This is a genomic window from Bdellovibrio sp. HCB288, from assembly GCF_047305935.1.
Lineage (GTDB): Bacteria > Bdellovibrionota > Bdellovibrionia > Bdellovibrionales > Bdellovibrionaceae > Bdellovibrio.
Window position 1 is genome coordinate 635,020 of record NZ_CP178619.1, and the last position, 21,713, is coordinate 656,732.

At 46.8% G+C, this 21,713-nt stretch carries 17 protein-coding genes; 4 read left to right on the plus strand and 13 right to left on the minus strand.

The annotated features are described in order from the left end of the window. Positions 1-10: 10 nt before the first annotated feature. From ACLVWR_RS03075 to ACLVWR_RS03085, 3 genes are all read right to left on the minus strand, one after another. The gene (locus ACLVWR_RS03075) at positions 11-529 is read right to left on the minus strand and encodes a cupredoxin domain-containing protein (RefSeq protein WP_413582464.1); all 519 of its coding nucleotides are present in this window, start codon (positions 527-529) and stop codon (positions 11-13) included. After that, positions 489-767 (minus strand): cytochrome, encoded by a 279-nt coding sequence (locus tag ACLVWR_RS03080; RefSeq protein ID WP_340596193.1) that lies wholly within the window; start codon positions 765-767, stop codon positions 489-491. Before ACLVWR_RS03080 ends, ACLVWR_RS03075 begins: the two co-directional genes overlap by 41 nt. Positions 768-1,025: 258 nt before the next feature. Continuing rightward, a complete protein-coding gene (locus ACLVWR_RS03085; RefSeq protein ID WP_413582465.1) occupies positions 1,026-1,643 on the minus strand; it encodes a hypothetical protein in 618 nt (205 codons plus the stop codon). Between the two features lie 173 nt (positions 1,644-1,816). On the opposite strand from ACLVWR_RS03085, the gene ACLVWR_RS03090 reads away from it, so the two are divergent. Both ACLVWR_RS03090 and ACLVWR_RS03095 read left to right on the plus strand, forming a co-directional pair. After that, positions 1,817-2,599 (plus strand): DsbA family protein, encoded by a 783-nt coding sequence (locus tag ACLVWR_RS03090; protein ID WP_340596191.1) that lies wholly within the window; start codon positions 1,817-1,819, stop codon positions 2,597-2,599. Positions 2,600-2,974: 375 nt separating this feature from the next. Beyond that, entirely contained in the window at positions 2,975-4,498 is a 1,524-nt protein-coding gene (locus tag ACLVWR_RS03095; RefSeq protein ID WP_413582466.1) for a SpoIIE family protein phosphatase, read from the plus strand. On the opposite strand, the gene ACLVWR_RS03100 is transcribed toward ACLVWR_RS03095, so the two are convergent. Genes ACLVWR_RS03100 through ACLVWR_RS03115 form a run of 4 tightly spaced genes read right to left on the minus strand, consistent with a single transcriptional unit; the run spans position 4,470 to position 8,669 of the window. Continuing rightward, positions 4,470-6,227 (minus strand): hypothetical protein, encoded by a 1,758-nt coding sequence (locus ACLVWR_RS03100; protein ID WP_413582467.1) that lies wholly within the window; start codon positions 6,225-6,227, stop codon positions 4,470-4,472. The genes ACLVWR_RS03095 and ACLVWR_RS03100 overlap by 29 nt on opposite strands. Then, entirely contained in the window at positions 6,224-7,207 is a 984-nt protein-coding gene (locus tag ACLVWR_RS03105; RefSeq protein ID WP_413582468.1) for a hypothetical protein, read from the minus strand. The genes ACLVWR_RS03100 and ACLVWR_RS03105 overlap by 4 nt, the downstream gene beginning before the upstream one ends. 2 nt (positions 7,208-7,209) lie before the next feature. After that, complete coding sequence (locus ACLVWR_RS03110) at positions 7,210-7,797, minus strand: hypothetical protein (RefSeq protein WP_413582469.1); 588 nt, start codon at positions 7,795-7,797, stop codon at positions 7,210-7,212. Next, positions 7,794-8,669, minus strand: a complete 876-nt coding sequence (locus tag ACLVWR_RS03115) for a hypothetical protein (protein ID WP_340596186.1) — start codon at positions 8,667-8,669, stop codon at positions 7,794-7,796. Before ACLVWR_RS03115 ends, ACLVWR_RS03110 begins: the two co-directional genes overlap by 4 nt. Before the next feature lie 85 nt (positions 8,670-8,754). Here ACLVWR_RS03115 and ACLVWR_RS03120 point away from each other — a divergent pair, with 85 nt between their 5' ends. Continuing rightward, complete coding sequence (locus tag ACLVWR_RS03120; protein WP_413582470.1) at positions 8,755-9,369, plus strand: hypothetical protein; 615 nt, start codon at positions 8,755-8,757, stop codon at positions 9,367-9,369. Here the strand turns inward: ACLVWR_RS03120 and ACLVWR_RS03125 are convergent. Then, positions 9,363-10,310: an OmpA family protein gene (locus tag ACLVWR_RS03125; protein ID WP_413582471.1), complete on the minus strand. Its 948-nt coding sequence runs from the start codon at positions 10,308-10,310 to the stop codon at positions 9,363-9,365. The two genes, ACLVWR_RS03120 and ACLVWR_RS03125, sit on opposite strands and share 7 nt — an antisense overlap. Then, on the minus strand, positions 10,311-11,114 hold the full coding sequence (locus ACLVWR_RS03130; RefSeq protein WP_413582472.1) for a motility protein A: 804 nt from the start codon (positions 11,112-11,114) through the stop codon (positions 10,311-10,313). Between the two features lie 160 nt (positions 11,115-11,274). Here ACLVWR_RS03130 and ACLVWR_RS03135 point away from each other — a divergent pair, with 160 nt between their 5' ends. Next, positions 11,275-11,712 (plus strand): hypothetical protein, encoded by a 438-nt coding sequence (locus ACLVWR_RS03135; RefSeq protein WP_413582473.1) that lies wholly within the window; start codon positions 11,275-11,277, stop codon positions 11,710-11,712. Between the two features lie 4 nt (positions 11,713-11,716). Here ACLVWR_RS03135 and ACLVWR_RS03140 read toward each other — a convergent pair whose 3' ends face one another. The 4 genes from ACLVWR_RS03140 to ACLVWR_RS03155 are packed head-to-tail and all read right to left on the minus strand — an operon-like array spanning position 11,717 to position 21,696. Next, a complete protein-coding gene (locus ACLVWR_RS03140) occupies positions 11,717-12,949 on the minus strand; it encodes a hypothetical protein (protein ID WP_413582474.1) in 1,233 nt (410 codons plus the stop codon). A gap of 3 nt (positions 12,950-12,952) precedes the next feature. Beyond that, entirely contained in the window at positions 12,953-14,314 is a 1,362-nt protein-coding gene (locus ACLVWR_RS03145) for a vWA domain-containing protein (RefSeq protein WP_413582475.1), read from the minus strand. Next, positions 14,311-15,504 carry a hypothetical protein gene (locus ACLVWR_RS03150; protein WP_413582476.1) on the minus strand — a complete coding sequence of 398 codons (1,194 nt, stop codon included), beginning with the start codon at positions 15,502-15,504 and terminating at the stop codon, positions 14,311-14,313. Before ACLVWR_RS03150 ends, ACLVWR_RS03145 begins: the two co-directional genes overlap by 4 nt. Beyond that, positions 15,505-21,696 carry a hypothetical protein gene (locus ACLVWR_RS03155; RefSeq protein ID WP_413582477.1) on the minus strand — a complete coding sequence of 2,064 codons (6,192 nt, stop codon included), beginning with the start codon at positions 21,694-21,696 and terminating at the stop codon, positions 15,505-15,507. Positions 21,697-21,713: the final 17 nt, after the last annotated feature.

Here is a 21,713-nt window from a genome sequence, read left to right on the forward strand (position 1 = left end):
ACCAATCAGGTTAGTTGGACGCCGGTTTTCTGCCACCAGGTGCAGAATTCGTGTCCGAATAAATAATGAATTTGCCTTGAACCGCAGTCTCCGGACATTGGTAAGAAAAAATTCCGTCAGTTTTTGGCATCACGTTGAAAGTTTTTTGTTCACCAAAGACCGTGTTGTGATGTTCAGAAAAAGCATCCAACACAAAGCTGACATTTTTTTCTTTACCATTCACGTTCACCACGTGAATGCGATAGCTGTTGCCCTTTTTCAAGCGCACAGTTTCTGGCACGAAGCCCTTGTCTGTGTTCATGATAACGATATCCTGAGCCGGCTCGACCGAGTCGAACACTTTACCCAGAATGCTCACGGATTGATCTTCTTTGATGCTTGCAGGCAGGCGATCCTCATTCGTCACTTTGTTGAAATCAACCTGACGACGAGAAAAATCCACTTCCCATGCATTTGCCACGCTGGTGATCAGAAATGCCGTTACAAGACTAGTGCAAATCTTTACGGTCTTGGAATTCACAAAACTCACGAGCGACCTCCATAGCGATATAACTTACGGACTTTTGATCCATCATGTGCAGCTTCTGGATAAGAAGGTCTTTGTTTCCACGGCAGCCATTAATGCTTTGGAATGCATCACTCAACAAATTGGGATTAGCCATCATCTCTTTGGTTACTTCAGCCCAATCGAGCTTAAGAACCGGATCAATAGCACCCACTGCGTATAGTGCATCAAACATAATTTGCAAATCGCCTTGAAGAAACATCGAATCCTCCATCTGCTTGCACCTTGATTTGCGAGATCAAAGCGGAGAGCATCCTGCCCCCTATTACCTGTTGTTTCTATCGGTAGGAGTTCGTTAGAACTTGAGTCAATTTGAGGCGATTTTCGGAGACTTGAGGAGGTCTTTTGTTTGACGCTGGTCTCTGGTCAGAAAGTACCAGAGGCCAGTCCGGTCGAGGGAAAATTTTGCCGGTTTTTGTCGAACTCCCGAGGGGAATTTCACATTTAACCGGCGGATTGATTACTTCTTTTTCTTCTTCTCAGCTTTAGGCGCCTCTGGGCGCTCCAAAGGGCTCTGTTCAAGCACGCGCTTTGCCAAAGATGATGGAGAATCCCCCACCTTCATGCCACGAAGGCTGCGCTCATTTTTTGCCTCTTTGGTCATTTCAATTTTTGCGTCGCGGATTTTCTCCAGAAGCTTGCGCTCAAAACCACCTTTTTTGGCATAAGGTTTTGCTTCTGCAACGTAGTTTTCCAAAAAGACAGCATAAGTGTTTTGAACAACAGGCTTCACACCTTTTGGATTCTTCAAAGCATCCACCGCTTCATCCACAAGAATCGTCATGGCATTTTCCCATTGGTCCAACTCGTCCAATTTGGTGCGCAAAGGACCCACGACCTTATCAATCATGTCATCGGTGCCATCCGGGCGGGAAAACACCGCTTGAAGGGCTTCCTTCAAAGGAATGTACTTCTCATCTGCCATCTCCTCGGACTCCTGGATCTTTTCGTTGATGAGCTCATTCATCTGATCAAGATCTTTGGTGGCCAGAGTTGCGTAGTTGGCAATCAGAGCAGCCTGTGCGTTAATGCAAAATGCGGTCACGAATGTTGCTAAAATAAAATTTGTTGTTTTCATAGTTTCCAGTCTAAACACACGGAAACTTCACGCAAGTCCAATCACTTCATGCAGCACGGCAAGATTTGGGTACAGGACTAAAGTGCGGGTTTTTTTCCTTCCATCAGTCAAAAAACATGGCACAATGGGAGGGCTTTTGAGATTTAACAAATTAATCCTTTATGGAGGCGACATTGAAAGCATTTAAACTAGTAGCAGTTTCTGCATTGGCACTTTCCCTAGTGAACTGTGCTCCATCTGCAAAACAACTTAAAGAAGCAGTAGAAAAAGATCCAAGCATCGTTTTCGCAGCAATCGAAAAAGACCCTGAGCAATTCATCGAAGTGGTGAACAAAGCAGCTCAAGGTGCGCAAAAGAAAGCTCAAGAAAAAGCAATGGCAGAAGAAGGCAAAAAGCGTGACGAAGAGTTCGCAAGCCCTTTGAAACCTAACATCGAAGACGGCCGCGTTATCTTTGGCCCTAAAGATGCAAAAGTAACTATCATTGAATACACTGACTTCGAGTGCCCATACTGCGCTAAAGGTCACGCGACTGTTGCTGAAGTTATGAAAGCTTACCCTAAAGATGTACGCGTTGTCCTTAAGCACTTGCCATTGGATTTCCATCCACTTGCAATGCCAGCAGCTCGTTACTTCGAAGCTATTGCAATGCAAGACCATGCAAAAGCTGAAAAATTCTATAACATCGTTTTCGAAAACCAAGGCGAACTACGCACTAAAAAAGAAGCTTTCTTGAAAGATTCTGCTAAAAAAGTTGGCGCGGACATGAAACGTCTTGAAACTGATGTTAAATCCGAAAAAGTTACTAAGATCGTAGATGCAGACATGGAAGAAGCTAGAAAATTCAACTTCTCTGGCACTCCAGGTTTCTTGATCAATGGCGTATCCCTTCGTGGCGCATACCCATTCTCTGAATTCAAAGACATCATCGACCGTCATTTGAAAGCAGCGAAGTAATTTCTAAACGAAATTGAAGCTTCAAAAGCCCACAGTTGGAAAAACTGTGGGCTTTTTTTTTATTTGCAAAAGAACAATGATCTTTCATGATGGCTTTGCAAGGTTCCCTATTTGAACCTGCGGAGAATCTGGATGTCTTTAAAAGTTAAATTTCTTTTGATCGTTTCTATTCTTTTGATCGTCTCTTCGGGCACGATCTTCTTTCTAAATCGCGAGACTTTTCTCTCTGATAAAAGATCCTACGTCTACGCCAATGCCCTCGAGAGAGTTGACGGATTCAGCCAAACTTTTAATCAGGATTTCCAAACAAGTTTTGACCGGGTTCGTTCCGCACTTCAACTTTTTGATGCCTCCACACAGCAGTTCCCTGCCCAGGTGAAAGCTTTGGCGACAACCCAAAATTGGGGTGATATTGCCATTTTCGTCCAACAAGATGGTTTCCCACTGCGTCTAATGGACGCTCTCGGAACACATATTTCCACCCCGGAAAATGTCTCTAATCGACTGGCCGCTTTAACCGAGAACGAGATGATTGTGGAAAGCGATGTGCAGTCTCCCAACAAACTGCGCGTGCTATTTCGCCAGGGAGTATTCCGGGTTTATGCGAACTTAACCTTCCCCTTCTTTAAGAATCTACAGGCGCGCAACGAGGCCGGCTTTTACAACGAAAAAGCCGGCCAATGGTGGTTCCCCGCTTCCATGGAAGCCGAATTAAGTGGCGTCACCCCAAGCATTAAAAGTATCTTTCAACAAAATAGCAGCGGCGTGAAAGACATTGAAATTGGCGGAAAACCGCATCTGATCTCTTTTAAGAAACTCCCCCATCTGGATGTTTTCGTTTTCGAGGTCTTTGATAAGAAGAGCATTTTCTCGGTACTTGATTCAATCATGAATAAAACGCTACTCGCCAGCTTCATCATTTTGCTGATCGGGTTGATTGCCGTGTTCATATCGATCGACAGCCTGACCCAAAATCTGCTGCGTTTAAACAATGCCATGAATGAGTTTTCCAAGAACGGATCTGCAAAACCTTTGAAAATTGCCAACAATGACGAAATCGGACAGATGGCAAAGGTGTTCAATTCCATGCAGGGCAAAATTGAGGGCCTTCTTCAGCAGACACAGGAAAAAGCTCGTATGCAAGCCGAGCTGGAGACGGCCAAGGAAGTCCAAACCACACTCCTACCCAAAATGAAGGTCGAAACGGATGCGTACTCACTCAAAGGCTACTATCATCCCGCCTCCGAATGCGGAGGTGATCTTTGGTTTCACAACTGCACTGAAGACAAGATCTTTGTCTTCATCGGAGATGCCACCGGCCACGGTGTTCCCGCGGCTCTTATCACCGCAGCCACCCGCTCCATCCTTTCCCTGACTGTTGAAGAAGGAGTCTGGAGCCCGGGTAAAACCCTGACCCGAATCAATCAGGTTCTTTGTGACGTCGCCAAAGGTGAAAAAATGATGACCGCTTTTGCCGCCACCATAGATTTAAAAAGCGGAAAGCTGACTTATGCAAATGCCAGTCACGAACCACCCCTTCTTCTGCCGCTGACCGAAGAAGGTCGGAAGGTGAAAAAGTCCGATATCACTCTTTTAGGAGATGTGAATGGAAAAAGGCTTGGGCACGAAAAATCATCCGCTTATGAAGAGGCTTCTGTGGAATTCAAAACAGGACAAACTCTGTTTGCATATACAGATGGTTTGACCGATGCAATCAATGAAAAGGGCGAGGCCTTCGCCGAACGGACTGTGTTTAAACTTGCAGCAGATGCTTCGACGAAAGGCTCACAGCGAGGCATTCACGATCAAATTGCCAAACGGATTGCCGATTTCACCGCTGGAATCGAACAACCCGATGACATCACCTTTGTCAGCCTTCATTTGCGCGAATCTTGGTAACTTTCACAGCTCCATCAATAAGATCGGTCATGCTGATCGAACGATATTCCAAAATTGTCTCAACTCGCTGACAGATACTTCGGCGAGTTTCGGCTGAAAGCTTCTGGGACGGAATCATGGGCATATCGCTCAATTCGCGTTCCAGGATCATTGATTTTTTCTCGGGAAGCGCATTGAGGGCTGCGACCATCAGCGCTCGCTGTGTGCGGAAGAAGGCTCCATAAAGCGCTTCCACTTCATAAAGTCCAAGGACTTCAGCAAGAATGTCCTGAGGCACCAGGGACACGTCATCAAATATTAAAATCGAACGACGCACTCTCTCCAGCTCTTCGGGATTTTCAGCTGCGAACATGGTCAGCATGTTCACTTCTTCTTCCGGACTCATGCCACGGATAACTTTTGCAAGAACAGTGGCACCATGCACTTTGGGTTCTGGCTTCAGGCGCGTCTCACTCACACGCTGTTTGAAGGCCTGAATCACTGACTGCAAAACATCATGCGGAATCTTTTCTATGCGGGAAAGCTCTCCCATGACTCTGACTTTTTTCTCGCTATCAATGCTGGCCAGAATTCCAGCCGTCACTTCGGAAGGAGCATGCAAACACAGGATGGCGATGTTCTTAGCGCTTTCCTTTTCCAGGATTTGTGAACGCTGGTCCTCGCGAAGCTTCAGGATAAAGTTGAATGGTCCCGCTTCATCTTCGGCCATTTCATGTTCAATGTAACTGCCCAGCAAGGCCCGATAGGTTTCCCGCACACCGGTCTCGATTTGTACTGCCGTCGGATCAGCTTTTCGCTCTTTCACCGAACGTCCCATTCGCGCCCAGGCCATCGCGGGGATTTCTGCAAATAAATGCTTTGCTGTATCCCATCCCATAAAGTCCATCAGATAAGTGGTATTTTCAACAGCACCTTCAAGACAATACTCGGCGATCGCACGCGATGCCATTTGAGGATATTGTGTTCCAATCTGAATGACGTGCTGACGAACACTGTCCAAACCAAGCTCCCAGACCATTTCATCTGGCTTGGCCGAAACCGCCGCCGGCACCACGTCCGTTGAAGGTTCTGGAGTTGCTGTAACAGGTTCCTTTTCCATCTGTGGCAAAGGTTCCTGGTGGGCATATTCGTGATTTTCGTTGATCTCTTTTTTCGGATCAGCGGCTTTTCTCTTCCACAAACCGAACATCAATCCCGCAAGGGCCAGCAACGAAAGAATCACCACCAGCACCCACGTTTTCCAAGTAAGCTCTGGAAGTTGCTTTGGTGGTTCCTCGACCTTCGGATCCAAAGGTAATTCGATACGTCGAATGGCCACCGAATCCCCAACAGCCGAATCCAAATGCAATTTGGAAACTAACAAATCCCGAATCACTTTTTCCACTTCAGGGGATACATTGCGTGACAAGACCACACTGATTTCAGTTTTTGCCTTCATTTCATGAAGTTTATTGGCCGCCATCGGAGCCACCGGAACATCACCCATCATGGGCATTCCCGGCAGATACTGCAATTCCGCCTCTTTATGAAACTCCTTAAGCTTTTGTTCATCACGATCCAAATCCACAGATACCACCACCGTGTATTCCGTTGGACGCAGAATCGTATTCAATACAGATCTGGCTCTGATTTCATACAGATTTTCCAGTGACCCGATTTCCTCGATGTACTGAGCCTGCGCTCCCCATGAAGCCAGAACAACCGAGAGTACTAAAATAACGTGCCTCATTTCGCGCCTCCTGAACTATTCAATAACGAAACCGCCAATGTTTTTGTCGCGGCATAACGGGTCTGATTGTATATAAGTTGAATTTCCGAGCGATACTTTTCTGTCATATTCAGTTCCCGTACTCCGACAAGAAATGCATCATCAGCTTCCTCCACCTGACCGGAATACTTTAATAGCTGGTGAAGATGACCGCTGAGATCTGATTTGATTATAGAGTGACGTATCACCAGTTGTTTGAAAATCATGGGCTGAAACCGTGAAGGGAAGGATTCGAAGCCGACAGCCACTTCGTTCCATAGTCCTGCCGCGGCCTGAGCGTCCCGCATCTGTCCAATCAATACAATTCCCTGATAGGGGTCATTCTTGGATTTCAATTTTTCGCGGATGATCTTAAGTCCCTTTTCAGGCAAGGGGCTGATACGCATCAAGGTTTCCCCAACAATATCACGCTGATTTCGCAAACCCTCAGAGGTTGCCACCGAATAGTAGTCGGACATCTTCTTCACGACTGCTTCCGGCAACGAATCAAACTTCAAAAGCACCTTGGAAGCATAGCTTAATGCCTGGGCTTCCGGTCCCAATGCCGGTCGTTCCCGTTTCGCCATTATGTATTCAGCAATAGAGGACTGCAGTTCCTGCAACGCTTTCTTTTCCTCGGGCTTCCAATCCATTTTGGTCACATCAAGAACATAAATACTGGCTTGAAAGAACGATGCGTTTTCCGCAACAGACTTCTGTAAACCAAACATGGAACCCAGTTTTGCAAAGTCATTAGCTTTCCAGGCTATACCTACTGGAGAATCCAAATGCGTTTTCAACTGCATTCCTGCATTCAACTGTGCCGCTTTAAAAATCTCCATCCCGTCGTGGTGAACCACGCCCGTTTTTGGGGATGTCCGTGCTTTGTTTAAATAGTAGCCACCGATTCCAGCAAGACCAGTCAAAACAATTCCAGATACAAAAACTTTTGCTTTATTCATAATTACTCAAAGCCAACAAAGCGCAGGCCGGCGAAAAGATTCATAAATTGATAATTCACACTGTCTTCATCACTGGAACTGGTTAAGCTGGTTCCCACCGACACTTGCCCCACCAGGAGCAAATTGGACATCATCGGAATTTCCACACCACCCCGCAGACTGACATCAAGTAAGGACGCATTCAGCTTATCAACAGCCAGATTACTGAGGCCGAAGTTCATCGCAACAAAGGGAGTGGATCGCCAAACTTTTGCTTGAGTCCTGCTGTCCAATACAGTTCGCATGCCATTGACACCAAGAACATAGTATCTGGCACCCACGGCAATTCGAGTGAATGGCATTTGCAAACCCGCCGCCTCCGTGATTTCCATGAAGGACAAAGTCATCGCGGTATTGATGGAGGGATTATTCAAACTGTAATTCACTTCCAAGGTGGTGGAAGATTCCAGCGATTTGGCACTCTCCAAGCGCGCGAAATCATATTGTAAGCTGGTCAGCCCCAAACTTACATCCCAATCAGACGTCAGATACGCCCAGGATGGACTCGATATGAAAAGTACCAGCAGAATCCCCCACAGCTTCAACATCATCTTACCTGTGTTTCTCTGTTTCGCTTTTCGATCTCAACATTTGAAGCTGGATATCTCATCTCCGAACCACTTTTTGGCAAAGGCTCCATACCAAGACGTTTATAAACATCAGACAGGTATTGATAAGCGACTTTATTGTATGGATCAATTTTCAGACAACGCTCCCAAGCCACCTTCGCGCCCTGGAAATCCTTCTGCAAATACTTGATGGAACCTTTAAGCAACCATGCATTGTTGGAGTATTCGTCCATCGTGATTGCCTTATCCACTTCCAACAACGCTTTTTGATAGTCACCCTTCATGATCGCTTTTTGACCTTGAAAAATAAGTCCGACGACTTTCTCACTGCGATCACGATCCTGGGTTGGCATTCCTCCCGATAACCGCGGTGAAAACAATGCATCCTTATAAAAGGAGGAAGTGTTTTCCAAAAGGGCCACTCGCAACTTCAGTTCAGCCAGCTCTGCCAGCAGGTCATCCATCTTTTTATCTTTTTTATCTTCAGGCTTAGGAGGTTGATCCTGTTTCTTTTCATCATTCTTAGCCAGCTCTTCCGCTTTCTTTTCCTCGTCAGACAATGGATCCAGGCGAGCTTGCACCGCAATACTTTCGCCTTCATTCACTTTCACCATCACTTCTTTAGTGCGATAGTTCTGCTTTTCAAATATCAAAAAGAAAACATCACCGAGCTTCGATTCCTCCTGAATATTCAGCGGAGAAATTCCCAGTAGTTTTTTTTCGTTGGTTTGTATATCCTTGATGTAAATCTTTGAACCCTGAGGATAGGATTTAATGGAATACTTTCCGGCGCAGGCAGAAATAAATGCCGGCAACAGAATAAGGAACAACATTTTAAGTTGTCTCAGAAACATTTCCATATCCTCCATGACATGCGAAATTAAACGAAGTGACCCACAGATTTCATTCTCCTAACCAGAGAGGAAAAAAACATATTCTATGAAACCATTCTTCACCTTGGTCCTAATCTTACTGTTCGGCATCGTTTCGCAAGCGGGAATTCAAGCTCCCATGCTCAGAGCAAAGCTTTCCATGTTCAATACGTCCGTCACTGCCGGAGAGCTGGTGAAAGACGAAACATTAGGCTCGATGATGACCATTCAGCCTACGCTTCTTTGGGATGTACCATCGATGAACTCGCGCCTGGGGATCCACTATATTCTGGATATTAATAGCAAATACGGTGCGACTCCGATTTCAGGAATCGGGCTCAGCGGCTATTACTACTTTCAGGGGTTATCATCAGTTTACGAAATCAGCCCCGATGAAGTCCTGCTGCAGAAGTCCCGGCCTGGACTGTACACTTTTGCCAGCTTCACTCCGGTTAACTTCAATCTGAATAAACTGGATAAGTCGGATCCGAATCAATCCTTCTCATTCAGTGCCCTGGTCTACGAATTTATATTGGGAGCGGGATTTGAATATCCGTTGAAGCCAAACACTTTGCTGTCTTTTGAGCTTTCAATGAGAGAAGGCTCCTCAGCCTCAAATGACTTGTCCGTCAAGTATTCGGGATTTGGAGCCTCATTTGTCTTTTCGACATCTTATTACTGAGCTTTTTCCTCGTACTGCTTGGTCTTGTTTTCCAAAGCCTGGATTTGTTTTTCCAGTTTTTGCAGCTGTTGCTCTTTACGTTTTTGTTCCGATTGCTCGCGATACTTGCGCTGTGCCTCATCAAAGCGAGCTTTCGCCAACTTCATTTTATCCTGAAGTTCGGTCTCTTTCTTCTGGCGCTCGATCTCTTCTTTGTTGAGTTGCTTTTTAAACTGCTGCTGCTGCAAACGGTAAGCTTCTTCCGGATCCAGCAGTTTCACCTGAACAACCACGCGACGATTTGCGGCTTTTCCGGTCTCCAATGAATGCCCCTGTGCATCCTTTTCAGCAGCAATCGGGTGCGATGAACCAAAGCCCACCGCCGCAAGAACGTTGGAACTCAAACCACTTTCCTCGAAGTATCTGACAACCGAGCTTGCACGCAAGGCTGATAGCTCCCAATTGGATCTGATCACCGTGTTTTGCATTGGGTCTGCATCGGTGTGGCCTTCAACGCTGATTTTCTCGACACTTGGAACGGATCTCAAAGCCGCTACAACCTGGCGCAAGGACGGTTTAGCCGCCTCTTTCAACTCGGTCGCTCCGGATTCAAACAGGACATTGCCTTCGAACTTAAGTTGCAAGGTATTGTCTGATCCTTTTGAAATCTCAACACCTTTCATTTCACCAGAGCCCAACAGGACTGTTTTCAACTTCTGTTCGGCTTCCAAAATGGTGCTGATTTCCTTGATATTACCACCAAAGTATTTGGCAACCTCTTTACGAACCAAATCAAACCGTGTGTTATCAAACCGTGACAGTGAATACATCAAAACAAAGAACCCGAATAACAGGGTCATCATATCCGCATAACTGACCAGCCAGTTGGATTCGTCGTGATGTACTGCATGCTCATGATCGTCATCCGAGTGGCGACGATGCTTGTTTTTACGTGCTCCCATCTAGGCCACCTTTTTCAAAGTCCCTGCTTCGCCCTCTTGTCTTTGTTGCGGTGGCAAGAAGGACTTCAGGTATTCACGAATAAACATGGGATGTTTCTTTTCATGAATCAGCAGAACACCTTCCTTGATAATCTCTCGCAAAGTCAAATCGGCCTGAGAGACACTGGAAAGCTTTTCTGCAATCGGGATTAGAATAAGATTCGCTGTCAAAAGACCGTAGAATGTCGCCACCAGGGCCGTTGCCATCGCCGGACCGATACGATCCTGGGCACCAGGTTCTCCAAGAGTTTGCAACAAGGAGATCATACCCAAAGTCGCACCCAACAAACCGAACGCCGGTGGAAAGCGGGAGATCGTCTGCCATACTTTGATCTCATCTCCGTCACGCTTCTTTTTACCGCGAACCGCATTGTGCATGATTTCGTCCAGCTCTTCATAATTGAAGCCATAATCGACCAGAAAGTTCACGCCATCCTTCAAGAACGGATGATCACTGGGCTTCATCATTCCTTGAATGGATTTTGCCTCTTTGCGGTAAGCTTCAGACAGGCTCACGATTCTTTCAATGGTTTCATTATAGTTAATTGCACGCTCGCGCCCGAAGTACTTGCGCGTGACAATTTTAAGAGCGCTCCACAAGCTTTTAAAGTTAAAGCTCATCAAAGCGACAGTGATGGTACCACCGATAACCAGTGCGATACCGTGTGGGTCCGCAAATATCTTTGGATTCTTTGCACTGTCCATAATTGCAAATGCTGAAATACCTACAGCAGCAATCAATCCAAGTAGTCCCGCAAAGTTCATAGTGCCTCCAAAAGCTCATACGAAAAATTTACTTACTAGATCGTGAAAACAGAGTGAGATCTGAACTGTACCTAGGCTTAGATTTCAAAAACTTCTCATGATTGGTTTTTCCGAATGGGAAGTTCCGATTTATACTAAGAGCAAGAAAAGGGTGAAATTCATGACAACAGCCATTACATTCGTTTTTATCGCTATTTGCCTCGTCGAAATCGTACTGATCACCCGCGAAGCACGCCGAACACCAACGAACACTTTGACGAAAACGCCCACTGCCCTTCCTCACAATGAGGTGGAAATCCTCTCTGCCAAACTAAGCGAAACCACACAAAGGCTGGAGGATGCCCAACGCGAAATCCAAGGCATCAATGTTCTTTGGAATAAAAGTCTGCAAACTGAGCATAAGCTACGAGCAGATCTGGAAGTGGCCAAAGTGCAACTGACTTACCTGGCTCAATCTCTGCTAAAAGCAAAAGCGAACTCACCACAAACAGCTTATTGGTCAGAAGATGAAAAATCTCCGGAGCTGCAAGCCCCGGCAAAGCGCGAGCTCCGGGCATTTAAGAAAACCGCTGAGCTTGCACAAAAAGATTTCATGTAAGCATTTACTTGCACTCAATGACGGAGTATCCCGCTCCGTTTTCCAGGTTGGCCGCCACCAAATGTCTTTCGCCGGGCAACACCACCCAAGCCTGCTGCTTTGATAAAGATTCTTTCAAAAGTCGATCCTCTATCTCGTAGCTTTGTTTCACGCCTTCGCCGTTAACATGAGTCAGTAAGAAGCGGTCAAAAAAGTAGTAACTTTTATAGCGTTCTGCAATCCAATATGCCGATTCGCTTTTTGACTCATCCAAAGCATAATCACTGCGAAAGCCCAAAGGCTCCGCCGTCATAAAAAATGCGGGATCTTTTCGGTTGTTTTCAAGGTCCGCCAATTTGTATTGCTTCCATTGCTCTGTGCGATCCAAGAGTCCACTCACCTTGACTCCAAACACACCCTGCTTGCTGATGACAAAATCAGAACCGCCTTCTTTCGGCACCGACAACGTGACCGGTTTCAGTTCAATTTTATCTGGCGCAACCCGGTACAGGTTCAAAGTTCCGTTCATCCCGGAAGTGAATCCCATCAACCCTTCATCAACCCTCATCCGGGCATTGCGGTTTTCACTGAGTTGAGCACATTGTCCGACAGCGAGAGCACTGTCAGGATCCACCACCATAAGTAAATCCGGAGAACGCCCCACTTCTTTGGGAATATAGTCCGTCAAGCGGCGTAAATCATAGAAGCCAACCTGACCTTTGGAGTTGGTAAGTACGATATTGTCACCATTCACCCGTTGAATACGGACATCATCACCCCAAGTTCCTGTGCATAGTCCAAGATTGGATTTTTCCAAAACCTTGTTCTTCACTACATTAACGGCCACCACCTGGCCCAAGCCATTGCGAACGAACGCCCAATCCCCACTGGTTGCGGCAAGCTCAAAGTTCGCATCACCTGAGTTCTTTAGTGAACTTGCACTCCGGCCGTCCAACTCCCAATAAGGTTGGTAATCGGCTGCGAATCCCATTTTTCCAACCAGCCAGGCATCCCGGTTTTTATTCAAGCCAGCAACGACAAACTGTCCGTCATTATTGCGATACATATGCGTGAGCAATCCCATTGGCTGATCGCCGACCTTCAGCGCTCCGGAATACCTGACCTGACACTGCAACGGTGTGCCCGCACTGGGCGGCAGATTTTCAAACACGGTCACGAACAGCAGCATCAATGACAGAAATAGAGCGAGCCCAATTGGAATTTTAATTAGCAGCGGAAGTTTTTTTATTTTATTCATTTCTTACTTCTTATCTTTCGGACATTGAAGCTTCACGACTTCTTTATTTGAACCCATGATAACATCCTTAAATACGCATTTGTCATCCACCCGAATCTCGTAGACCCCTTTACCCAGGACCAACGGAAAATTCGTAACATGATTTCCCGTCATGACTCCTCGGTTACCAAAGACATAAATACCCCGCACCAGGGGATCCTGAACATAAGCAACTCCAGCTTCTTCAAGATTTATCTCGTACTTTCCATTTGGAACGATCAGGTAGTCATTGATGATCTTTTCATAAAACGGATCTCGATAAAAACGCAGACTCCATTTCCCAGGGGGCAATCCAACGGTCGTGTCACTGTTGAATCGCTTGACCACTTTTCGATTCTTATTCAAAAGTTCAACCTTCATAAGACCATCAATAAAATTCGCGGTGAATTGTCCTTCGCCTTTTACTTTCAAGGTGACCTTTTTATTTGGTGGCACCACGAATTCTTGAAACCTGTATTTGGGTTTCAGATTCACAATGGCATAGTACCGTCCGGGAGGAACCTGAATCCCGTAGGAAGACTGAAAACGACGATAAATTTCATTGGGAGTTTCCGCCCGAAACAGCATCACCGTTGCCTGCGGTTCCGGACTATCCACAAAAAGGTTCTTGTTGGGATTTAAATTCTTGTCCAGTTCCTGAAATAGATCATCCAGTTGATCTTCATTGTCCGCCTGGTGCATGTCGCCGATACACTGCAGCTTCTTCAGAGTGTCCTCCTGTCCCTGAAGACCGAAAGCAACCACAAAGAACTTCACATCGACATTCTTGTTTTTAAATTCTCTGGCAAGCTGACATGGGTCTTTACCACATGTTTCCTCTCCATCGGTGAAAATAACAATTCGCTTCGGACCGTCATATTTTTCCAAGTCCTGGTAGGCGGCTTTCATCGAGTCATAAAGCGGGGTCATACCAACTGCATCCATGCCCTTGACGGTACCTTCAATCAAACCCAATTTGGAATTTCCCGGTGGAATAGCAAGGTAGTTGTCCTTACAATCTTTTTTGCGCCGGGAGCCGATCACTCTCATTCCACTGGAGGTTTTCTCGGTCCATTGCGACACCAAGTATCGGGACAGGAGCTTCTTCATCACAAATATTTTGGTTTGTTTGCCCGTCAGAATCTGCCCCATCGAACCGGAACTGTCGATGATGTACTCAACCAATGGTGTGGGATGGTTTTCCAACTCACTGAGGTCGGCAGTACCTTGCTCTGTGACGGGCACACTGACCGGGTTGAAATCAAGTTTATCCAAGGCCTCTGACGCTACGGCATCCAAGCTGAAAAACACTGCTAAATAAAAAGATAGAATCGTCTTCAACATCATCTCGACTTCATAATATTGCTGATAAAATCATCCAGGCGCAGTCCCAGCATAATCTTAATGTATGACTGACTTTCATTGTAAGACTGTCCCGGAGGAATATCGTAAGCCCCATCGGGTGCATTCTTAACATCTCCCGAAAACGTAACTTGCGATTGCGACATCCCATAGCTGACATCCACAGAATAGCGTTTCAGCCAAGGAATGAACGGCACATAGAAAAGAGCGGTAGCCCCGACCTTCAGTTCCATCAATGTTCCGGAAGAACTGGAACCGCGGCTCACCTCGCCATCGGAGATTGAATAGCTTGGGAAATAGTTCATATCGAAGTAAACCCGATTGAAAGCCCAGCCAAATCCCTTTTTTGTTTTAAACAGATTATCTGAAAACAGATAATGAAAATTCGCTCCCAAACCCATGCCCGAGGCCTGGGAAGATACGACATATTCATCCTCATTGGTTGTATCAAACTTGCTGCTAAGTGAAATCAACTTCAAAGTGGGCCGCAATTCCTTCCAAACAGGAAGCAGGCGATAGTGCAAAGCCATTCGCGTTTCCTCGGCGGTCGTAGGTCGATCCTCCCGGTAGTATGACTGCAGGGGAATATTTGCGCTGGAAGTTTGGTATTCAATTCCATAACGCCAGAACATATCCACATACCAAAGAAAATGCATCTCAGTGAATTTGTAGTCGTAAATCTTGTATTGGTTGGCTTGATTCGGCGACTGACTTTCAAAATGCCCCTGATTGGAACCCATTTCGAAAACTATATAACCAGGCTCATAGGGATCCGCCTTTTCAATAATGGGATTGTCCGGTGGTTGCGGAAATAAAGGATCATCTGGAGCTGGCTTTAGTTTTGACAAACTGACAACCAGGTCACGGACTTTGGGAATTTTCGTGATCGACTTGCCATCCATCACCACCAGAAGTTCATTGTTTTGCACCGTCTCGGCATTTCCACGGGCGATTACTTCGATATCATCCCCTTGCACGCGCAAAATGACGACCAGCTCCCCAACACCCACGCGGTTGCTTCGAGGTAAAAAAATCACATCGTCCGTCACGCGACGAACGGGAACTGAATTTTTTTTGATGAAGTCGATGTTGATCCAGCTGCTGGCTACAGCCAGCTCACCGAGGCAAAAAGACATCCATGTTGCCGTCATTAGACTTAATAAAATCCGTTTCATCTATTTTGCTCTGAGGACCTTTCCTTTGCTTCGGCTGATCAATAAGATCTGCCCTGATTCATAACTGGCTATGCTGGCAATCGGCACCTGAACCGCGCTGACATAAACCCGGTTATCATTCAGATCAATTGTAAATACCTGATTGGCCCCTTCCATCGTTCCGATCAAAAGTCGATCGGAGGCACGTATCGCCAAACGACGACCGCCGCCAGGCACATCAAAGGCCGAAGCATTCAGTTCGTTCACACCAATAAACTGCATGGTGCCAGTGGTTGGCGTCGTGGAAGCACTATCAGGGAAGGTTACGACTCCTCCGGTTCCACTAAGGAGTGCGTAAACACGATTGGTGACGGAGTCATATACTATATCCGAAGGCTTGCAGTCCTCGTGTCCCGCAACGCCATCAAAGACTGACAGATTCGCAACCAATGACGGAATTCCACCACTGCGTGCTGGTGTGACATTAAATACGAAAATACGATGCGCTAGCGAAGGCGTTGTCTGCTGAGTCGTCACATAAAGACGATCAATGGCGCGATTCAATGTCATGCCCGTGATTTTCGCAGTGCCAAAATTGTAAACGGTTTTTGGCGCATCCGGAGTCAGATAATCATAATGCAAAACCGTCTGGGAATCTGAAGCATAGAACACATAGGCCGAGTCCATGGATGCTGTGATTCGCGAGTCGGAGTAGTGCGGACTCGTGTAAAGCTGCGTTGGGCAGTCCCCTGAACACTTGTTATTACCACTCAAAGTCAGTGTGGTTAAATCGCCATTCAGTATATGCAACGCCTCTGTGGTCAATCCGAACGGTCCGTTCCTTGCTGGTTGCACTGTCATCAACATGTCATAACCCGTACCCAATGGATTAATAGCCACTCGACGTGTGGATGTGCCACTTAACCACGGCAATGCTTCGGTAAAATTCCACGGTGGGATGGTGATGGTTCCATTCGGCTTGGAAACCACGCCATTCACACTGAGCAGATCCCACAGAAAGTGTTTGGTAAAGGCACCAGATAAGTAGCTTCCATATATAATCAGGTGATCTTGATAGCCAGTTCCTTGCGCGATCCCATATGGGACCTCACCACTCCACACCACGTTCTGCGGAGTTGTTGCTGGTAGTCCCTCTAGACGAGCATTGGCTAAATCGAAAATCGATTCCCCAAGCAGGTAGGTATTCTTGACCTTGACGGTCCAACTGCGGGACACGACATAGTTCCCATCGGTCACGTCCACACGGACGGTGTATTCGCCGGCGGTTTTGGGACCAGTGCCGTCAATATCCACAGAACCATCCGTGTCTGACGGTTTGAATGCAAAGGTCGCACTTTCATCGTATTTCAATACATCATTCACATACCAACGATAGAAAATTGTGTCGTTGGTATTGGGATCCGTTGCGCTGACTGAAAAGCTCAAGGTGGTTTTTTCGGATAACAGAACCGAATCTCCCGACGGAATCACCGAATTGATGACCGGAGACTCCTCGAATGGAGACAACGCGTTTTGAACTTTTAAATAGAAATGCGCGGAATCCAAATCACCTGTCACCGTATCTTTGACCTGAACGCGAACCAAACTGCCTGCACCATTTGTCGGTGTCACATCCGTTGAGTGATTAGGAATCCAGGAAATCACACCAGTCAGCGGATCAATACAAACACCATTGGTTTCACCACACGCTCGCGGCGCGTTTAACAGGGAATATTCCAATGGGTTTTTTTGCGAATTATTAACCAGAACCTCATAGCGGAATGGATAACTGTTCATACTGGCTGCCGCTTGCGGCATATAGTGTACCGGAACATTATTAATATCCACGCGAGGACTCAATAGGAATACCGGCGCCACGATGGTCAGTTGCAATGGTGATGAACTTAAGGCTTTCCCCAAAGCCACACCGTCACGATCCACGTCCCCGTTGTCGCTCACATTCAATTCGGCAGAGTATACACCAATGTGACCACGCTGAGGGCACCATTCCATTTGGTACTTCTGACGAAGAATCCCGGCATTCAATTCTGGTGAACCCACCGGGGTGAATTTCGGAACCGCAAGATCCGTATTCAAGGCGTTACTCACGAAGCAGGGGCTCACATTGCGATTGTTGACGTAGGCCGGATCGTAACTTGCCACTTCCGAGGCAAATGTCGTCGTCGTCGCATGGCAGATATAAGGATCGGCTGAACCCGGGTCCAGGGTTGCATGCTGTAATGGATTCCCACTACTGTCGCGACAAATCGAAAGCTGAGTTGAGAACGACCCACCCTGTGGGATGTAGGCGTCGTTGTCGTACAGATAAAATTCTTTCTTCACGTAAGTATCTGCAAACACCCGCACCTGATTGTCAGGAGCCATCTGTCCAATGGAAGGATTCTGATTTTTATTGGTGACGCGAACTTTGTAATATCCATAAATTGTCTGCGTCAAATCCGGCGAGGATTTTGCGTCGTAAATTTTCATTTTTACGACAAAACCCGCAGATCCAGAAAACTGTTTTGACTCTTGATCTGTTGGCATCCACGAAATTCTGGCAGTGGTTTTGCTGCCGGCGGCAGTGGTCAAATCCTCGACTTTATCAACACTCACACCGAGACCCGCGGGACGCGGCACCCAGGTGCTGGTTTTCAAATCATACACCTGCGGATCGAGTTCAAAGTTCGTGGTCTTAAGTTCAAGCCCCTTGTTGGTGTCTTTTGTATAAATATTGTAGTAGCCAGAGATACCTTCATCAAAAGCCCCCAGATTTATAGGATTGCTGGTCGACGCTCCCACGCCTGCTGCCTGGTTAACAAATGAAGCATCCGTTAAAATCGAGGGATGATTGATCTCATTTACCACCAATGTGATGTTGGTGGTCCAATTGGTCTGCGATGTCCAGGTATCAGGATTTCCTTTATTCATGATTTCGTACACGGTTAACTTGAACGAGAATGTCCCCGACAAATCCGCGGTCACTGGTGTGTAGCGAAGATAACACTTATTGGTATTAAAATACTTGCGACCCGAGCTTGGATGAACAGAAAGGAAATTCGATCCACTGACTGGCACGCAACGGTTACTGCAGGCTGTTCCCGCGTTACCCGGATCACGACACAAGTCCCAAGTCCCTGTCGGGGCCGTGCCTGATGCCGAAAGATTAAAGGAATAAGTATCCCTGCGATCGTAGGGATACCAATAGTTTGTAACTGCATAAAAAGGAGATGGAATCTCAGAGAAGTTGTCCGAGACCTCAATAGCCCCATTGGTCAGCGGTACACCTTCGTAAGCCTGAACAATCGGATCAGTGATTAGTTTTGAAACCACGTTGGAATGGGAGTAAGAATAAGTCACCGTTCGCTGCGCCGGAGATCCGATATTGTTGGTGCGTCGAACCCAGATACCATTGACTGTCGCAGTACCGGCATTCATGGTAACCGCATCCATTGTCTCATACAAAGTGCGATTGGTCGTCATGATCTTGGTACCTGCTGGCAACGTGAAGGCTGCTGTCGTATTTGTACGACTGAAGTTTACCAATCCATCCATATCAAAGGATGCAGGGTTCCTCACGGTCAACGTTACCGCCGTCGCGGGCAATGGGTCCACGAATGCATTGATGGCGTTTACTGCCGGCTTTTCACCATCCAGTGCACGAACTGTGAAACGTTTTGCAATGGGTGTATTAAAATTTGGTTCAACGTTTAATGAATTGCCATCATAGTTCGTAAGATTCGGAGCTGCCTTCGCAGTGAATGGAAATCCAGCTTGATCCGCAGAAGGCGCCACATAGGAAATAGATAATGGTGAGTTCGTCGGAAGCACTGTATACAGACGCCATACCGGTACTGTGATGGTTGTCGTTCCAATCGGCATTACAACTGCTCCCGGAACTTCAAACTTCACACTATTCACAAAAGGTGTGCCGGTGAATTCTGCGGTTTTTACGATAGTACCAGCAGGAATGGTCACGGCCGCGGTGGCCGTTGCCCGGGAAAAGGTAACCATCCCTTTCAAATCAATGATCGCTGTGTTCGTAACACTCAGGCCGCCTGGATTGGCAGATTCAAAAACTGTGACTTTACCGGCAGGAACATCGGTCGTTTCCGGAACGACCGGAACGTACAGCAAGAAGTCCTGCGGCTGCACCACGACATCGTAGTGTGTTTTAAATTTTTGCACGTAACCGGCAACTGTTGACGTTAAAACCGTGCCCTTTTTGATCGTCGTTGCCGCCGTCGGTCTGCCTGTTCTGACACTAGAGCGTTCAAAGATGACGTAACCAGCTCCGCCCCACCAGTCTGATTCCCAGCGGCCACGAACACAAAGTGTACCCGAGTTTTTACGATAAGTCGGCTCGGTTTGATTGATGTTTTGCTTTAGCAACATTGGCTGCGTCGAACCGCAGTCCATAACAAGTTTCAACATGTCATAGCTGTTATTGGCAGCAAAACCAAAAGCCTCAACCCACAAAGCTCCGCCGTCACGGTCGGAACTTGAATAGTTGGTATTTGCGCCCGCCGATGTATGAAGAAGTGTGGCAGTCAAATCACCACCACTCAGGCAAGGTTTGGTATTTCGATCTTGTGCTGTGAAGGTTAAGGTCACTGCCGCAGCCAATCCACCATGATTGTCCTTGGCAGAAACGATGAATGTTCCCGTCTTGGCAGCATGAGTGGGTTTCCAATCGTAGGTATAGCGGATACCACCGGTAATGGCTGTTTCCGAAACCTTGGTCATGTTCGCACTCAGCGTTCCCGCAGTGGTGATCGACACCACATCGCCAGGTGACGGTGTTGGCGTGATCAGATTATCAGGATCGACGATATCAAAGTAATAGCGATAAATCGGCAAACCATCTGGCACTTCATTGGCACAGTAGTCGTACTCATAAGGATCATTATTGACGACTTTCGCTCCTGCCACCCCATCAACCAGATAAGGAGCAGAGTTGTTTTCTGATACTGCAAGATTCAAGGTACCCACGGTCAGTCCCAGGGATTCATCTGTGAAAGAGAGCGCAACAGTAGCGGATCTTTTCAAAGCGTCACTGTTGGTGGGAGTCCACCGCAATTCAACTTCATTGAGGTTATCAACTTGGGCAGGTGCCACAGCACCGTTAATCGTGATGGGACCAGAACCGTCGATAGGTTCCAAAGAAACAGACACCTTTTCATTGTCAGGATCCCGGTAGCTGATCTTACAAACCCATTGAATATTTTCAAGAGCCGCCAATGCGCAGGAATGGGAGTATTCCGGACGTCGATTGACATTATTAACAAGGACATTCCAATTGAGGCGAGTGACCTTGCCGCCGTCAGAAAAGATGACGGACATCTGATAAGGATTCAAACGTCCATGCTCGAAATTGGGAATCCATTTAACCAGTCCATCCTCGCTGGCGATCGGCTGATTTTCAAAAGCCCACGCATAGAACACTTCGTCTCCGTCAGGATCCCTGGCAGCGGCGCGCATTTGAAGTGTTGCCATCTCATTTACATTCTGATCAATTTGCTTGGTCGTCGCCTGGTCATCGACAATCGGTGGACGATTGTCGATGTTGAAAGGGTACGGTTCAGCAGCAATGTCTCCGTTGCCGTCAAAATCGAATCGCACATTATGACTTTGAAGCATCGTCAAAAACTGCACATCGGTGGAAAGACCGTTACGAACAAAGCGATACAGAAGATCCGGATTAAAGTCTTTGGCAATGGCAAACATCGCCATGCGTTCTTCACGGAATTTCTTCACGGCTTCGGTAATTTTTAAAACCTCGGCATGGGTGTAGGAAGTCAACGCACGGTTGGGATAAGAAGACAGAAGCGAAAACACCAGCGTCGAATCCACATCGACTTTGTTCAACACATCAGGGAAGACAATCGCATACCACGGTGTCGAGCGATACTCCATGACGACTTTGGCAACCGCCGATGAGGTCAACGCCAGATTCTTAGGAAGAATTTTACGGAATTCATCGGGTTTATCATCTGTGGTCATGTCCAGAAGGTTACGGGTTTTATTTTCAGTCGGAACATACTCTGCCAGATACAACGAGTAGTGGTCTTCACCCACGACATTGACAGTTCTCATATCCAGCAAAATCAGTCCACCCGGAGGAATGACAATAGCTGATGAGGAGCTTGTCGATTCAAGACAGCCCCCAAGCATCACTGCAGTTAGAAATACTAACAAGTAACGTACTATCACAATCCCCGTCCCCTTAA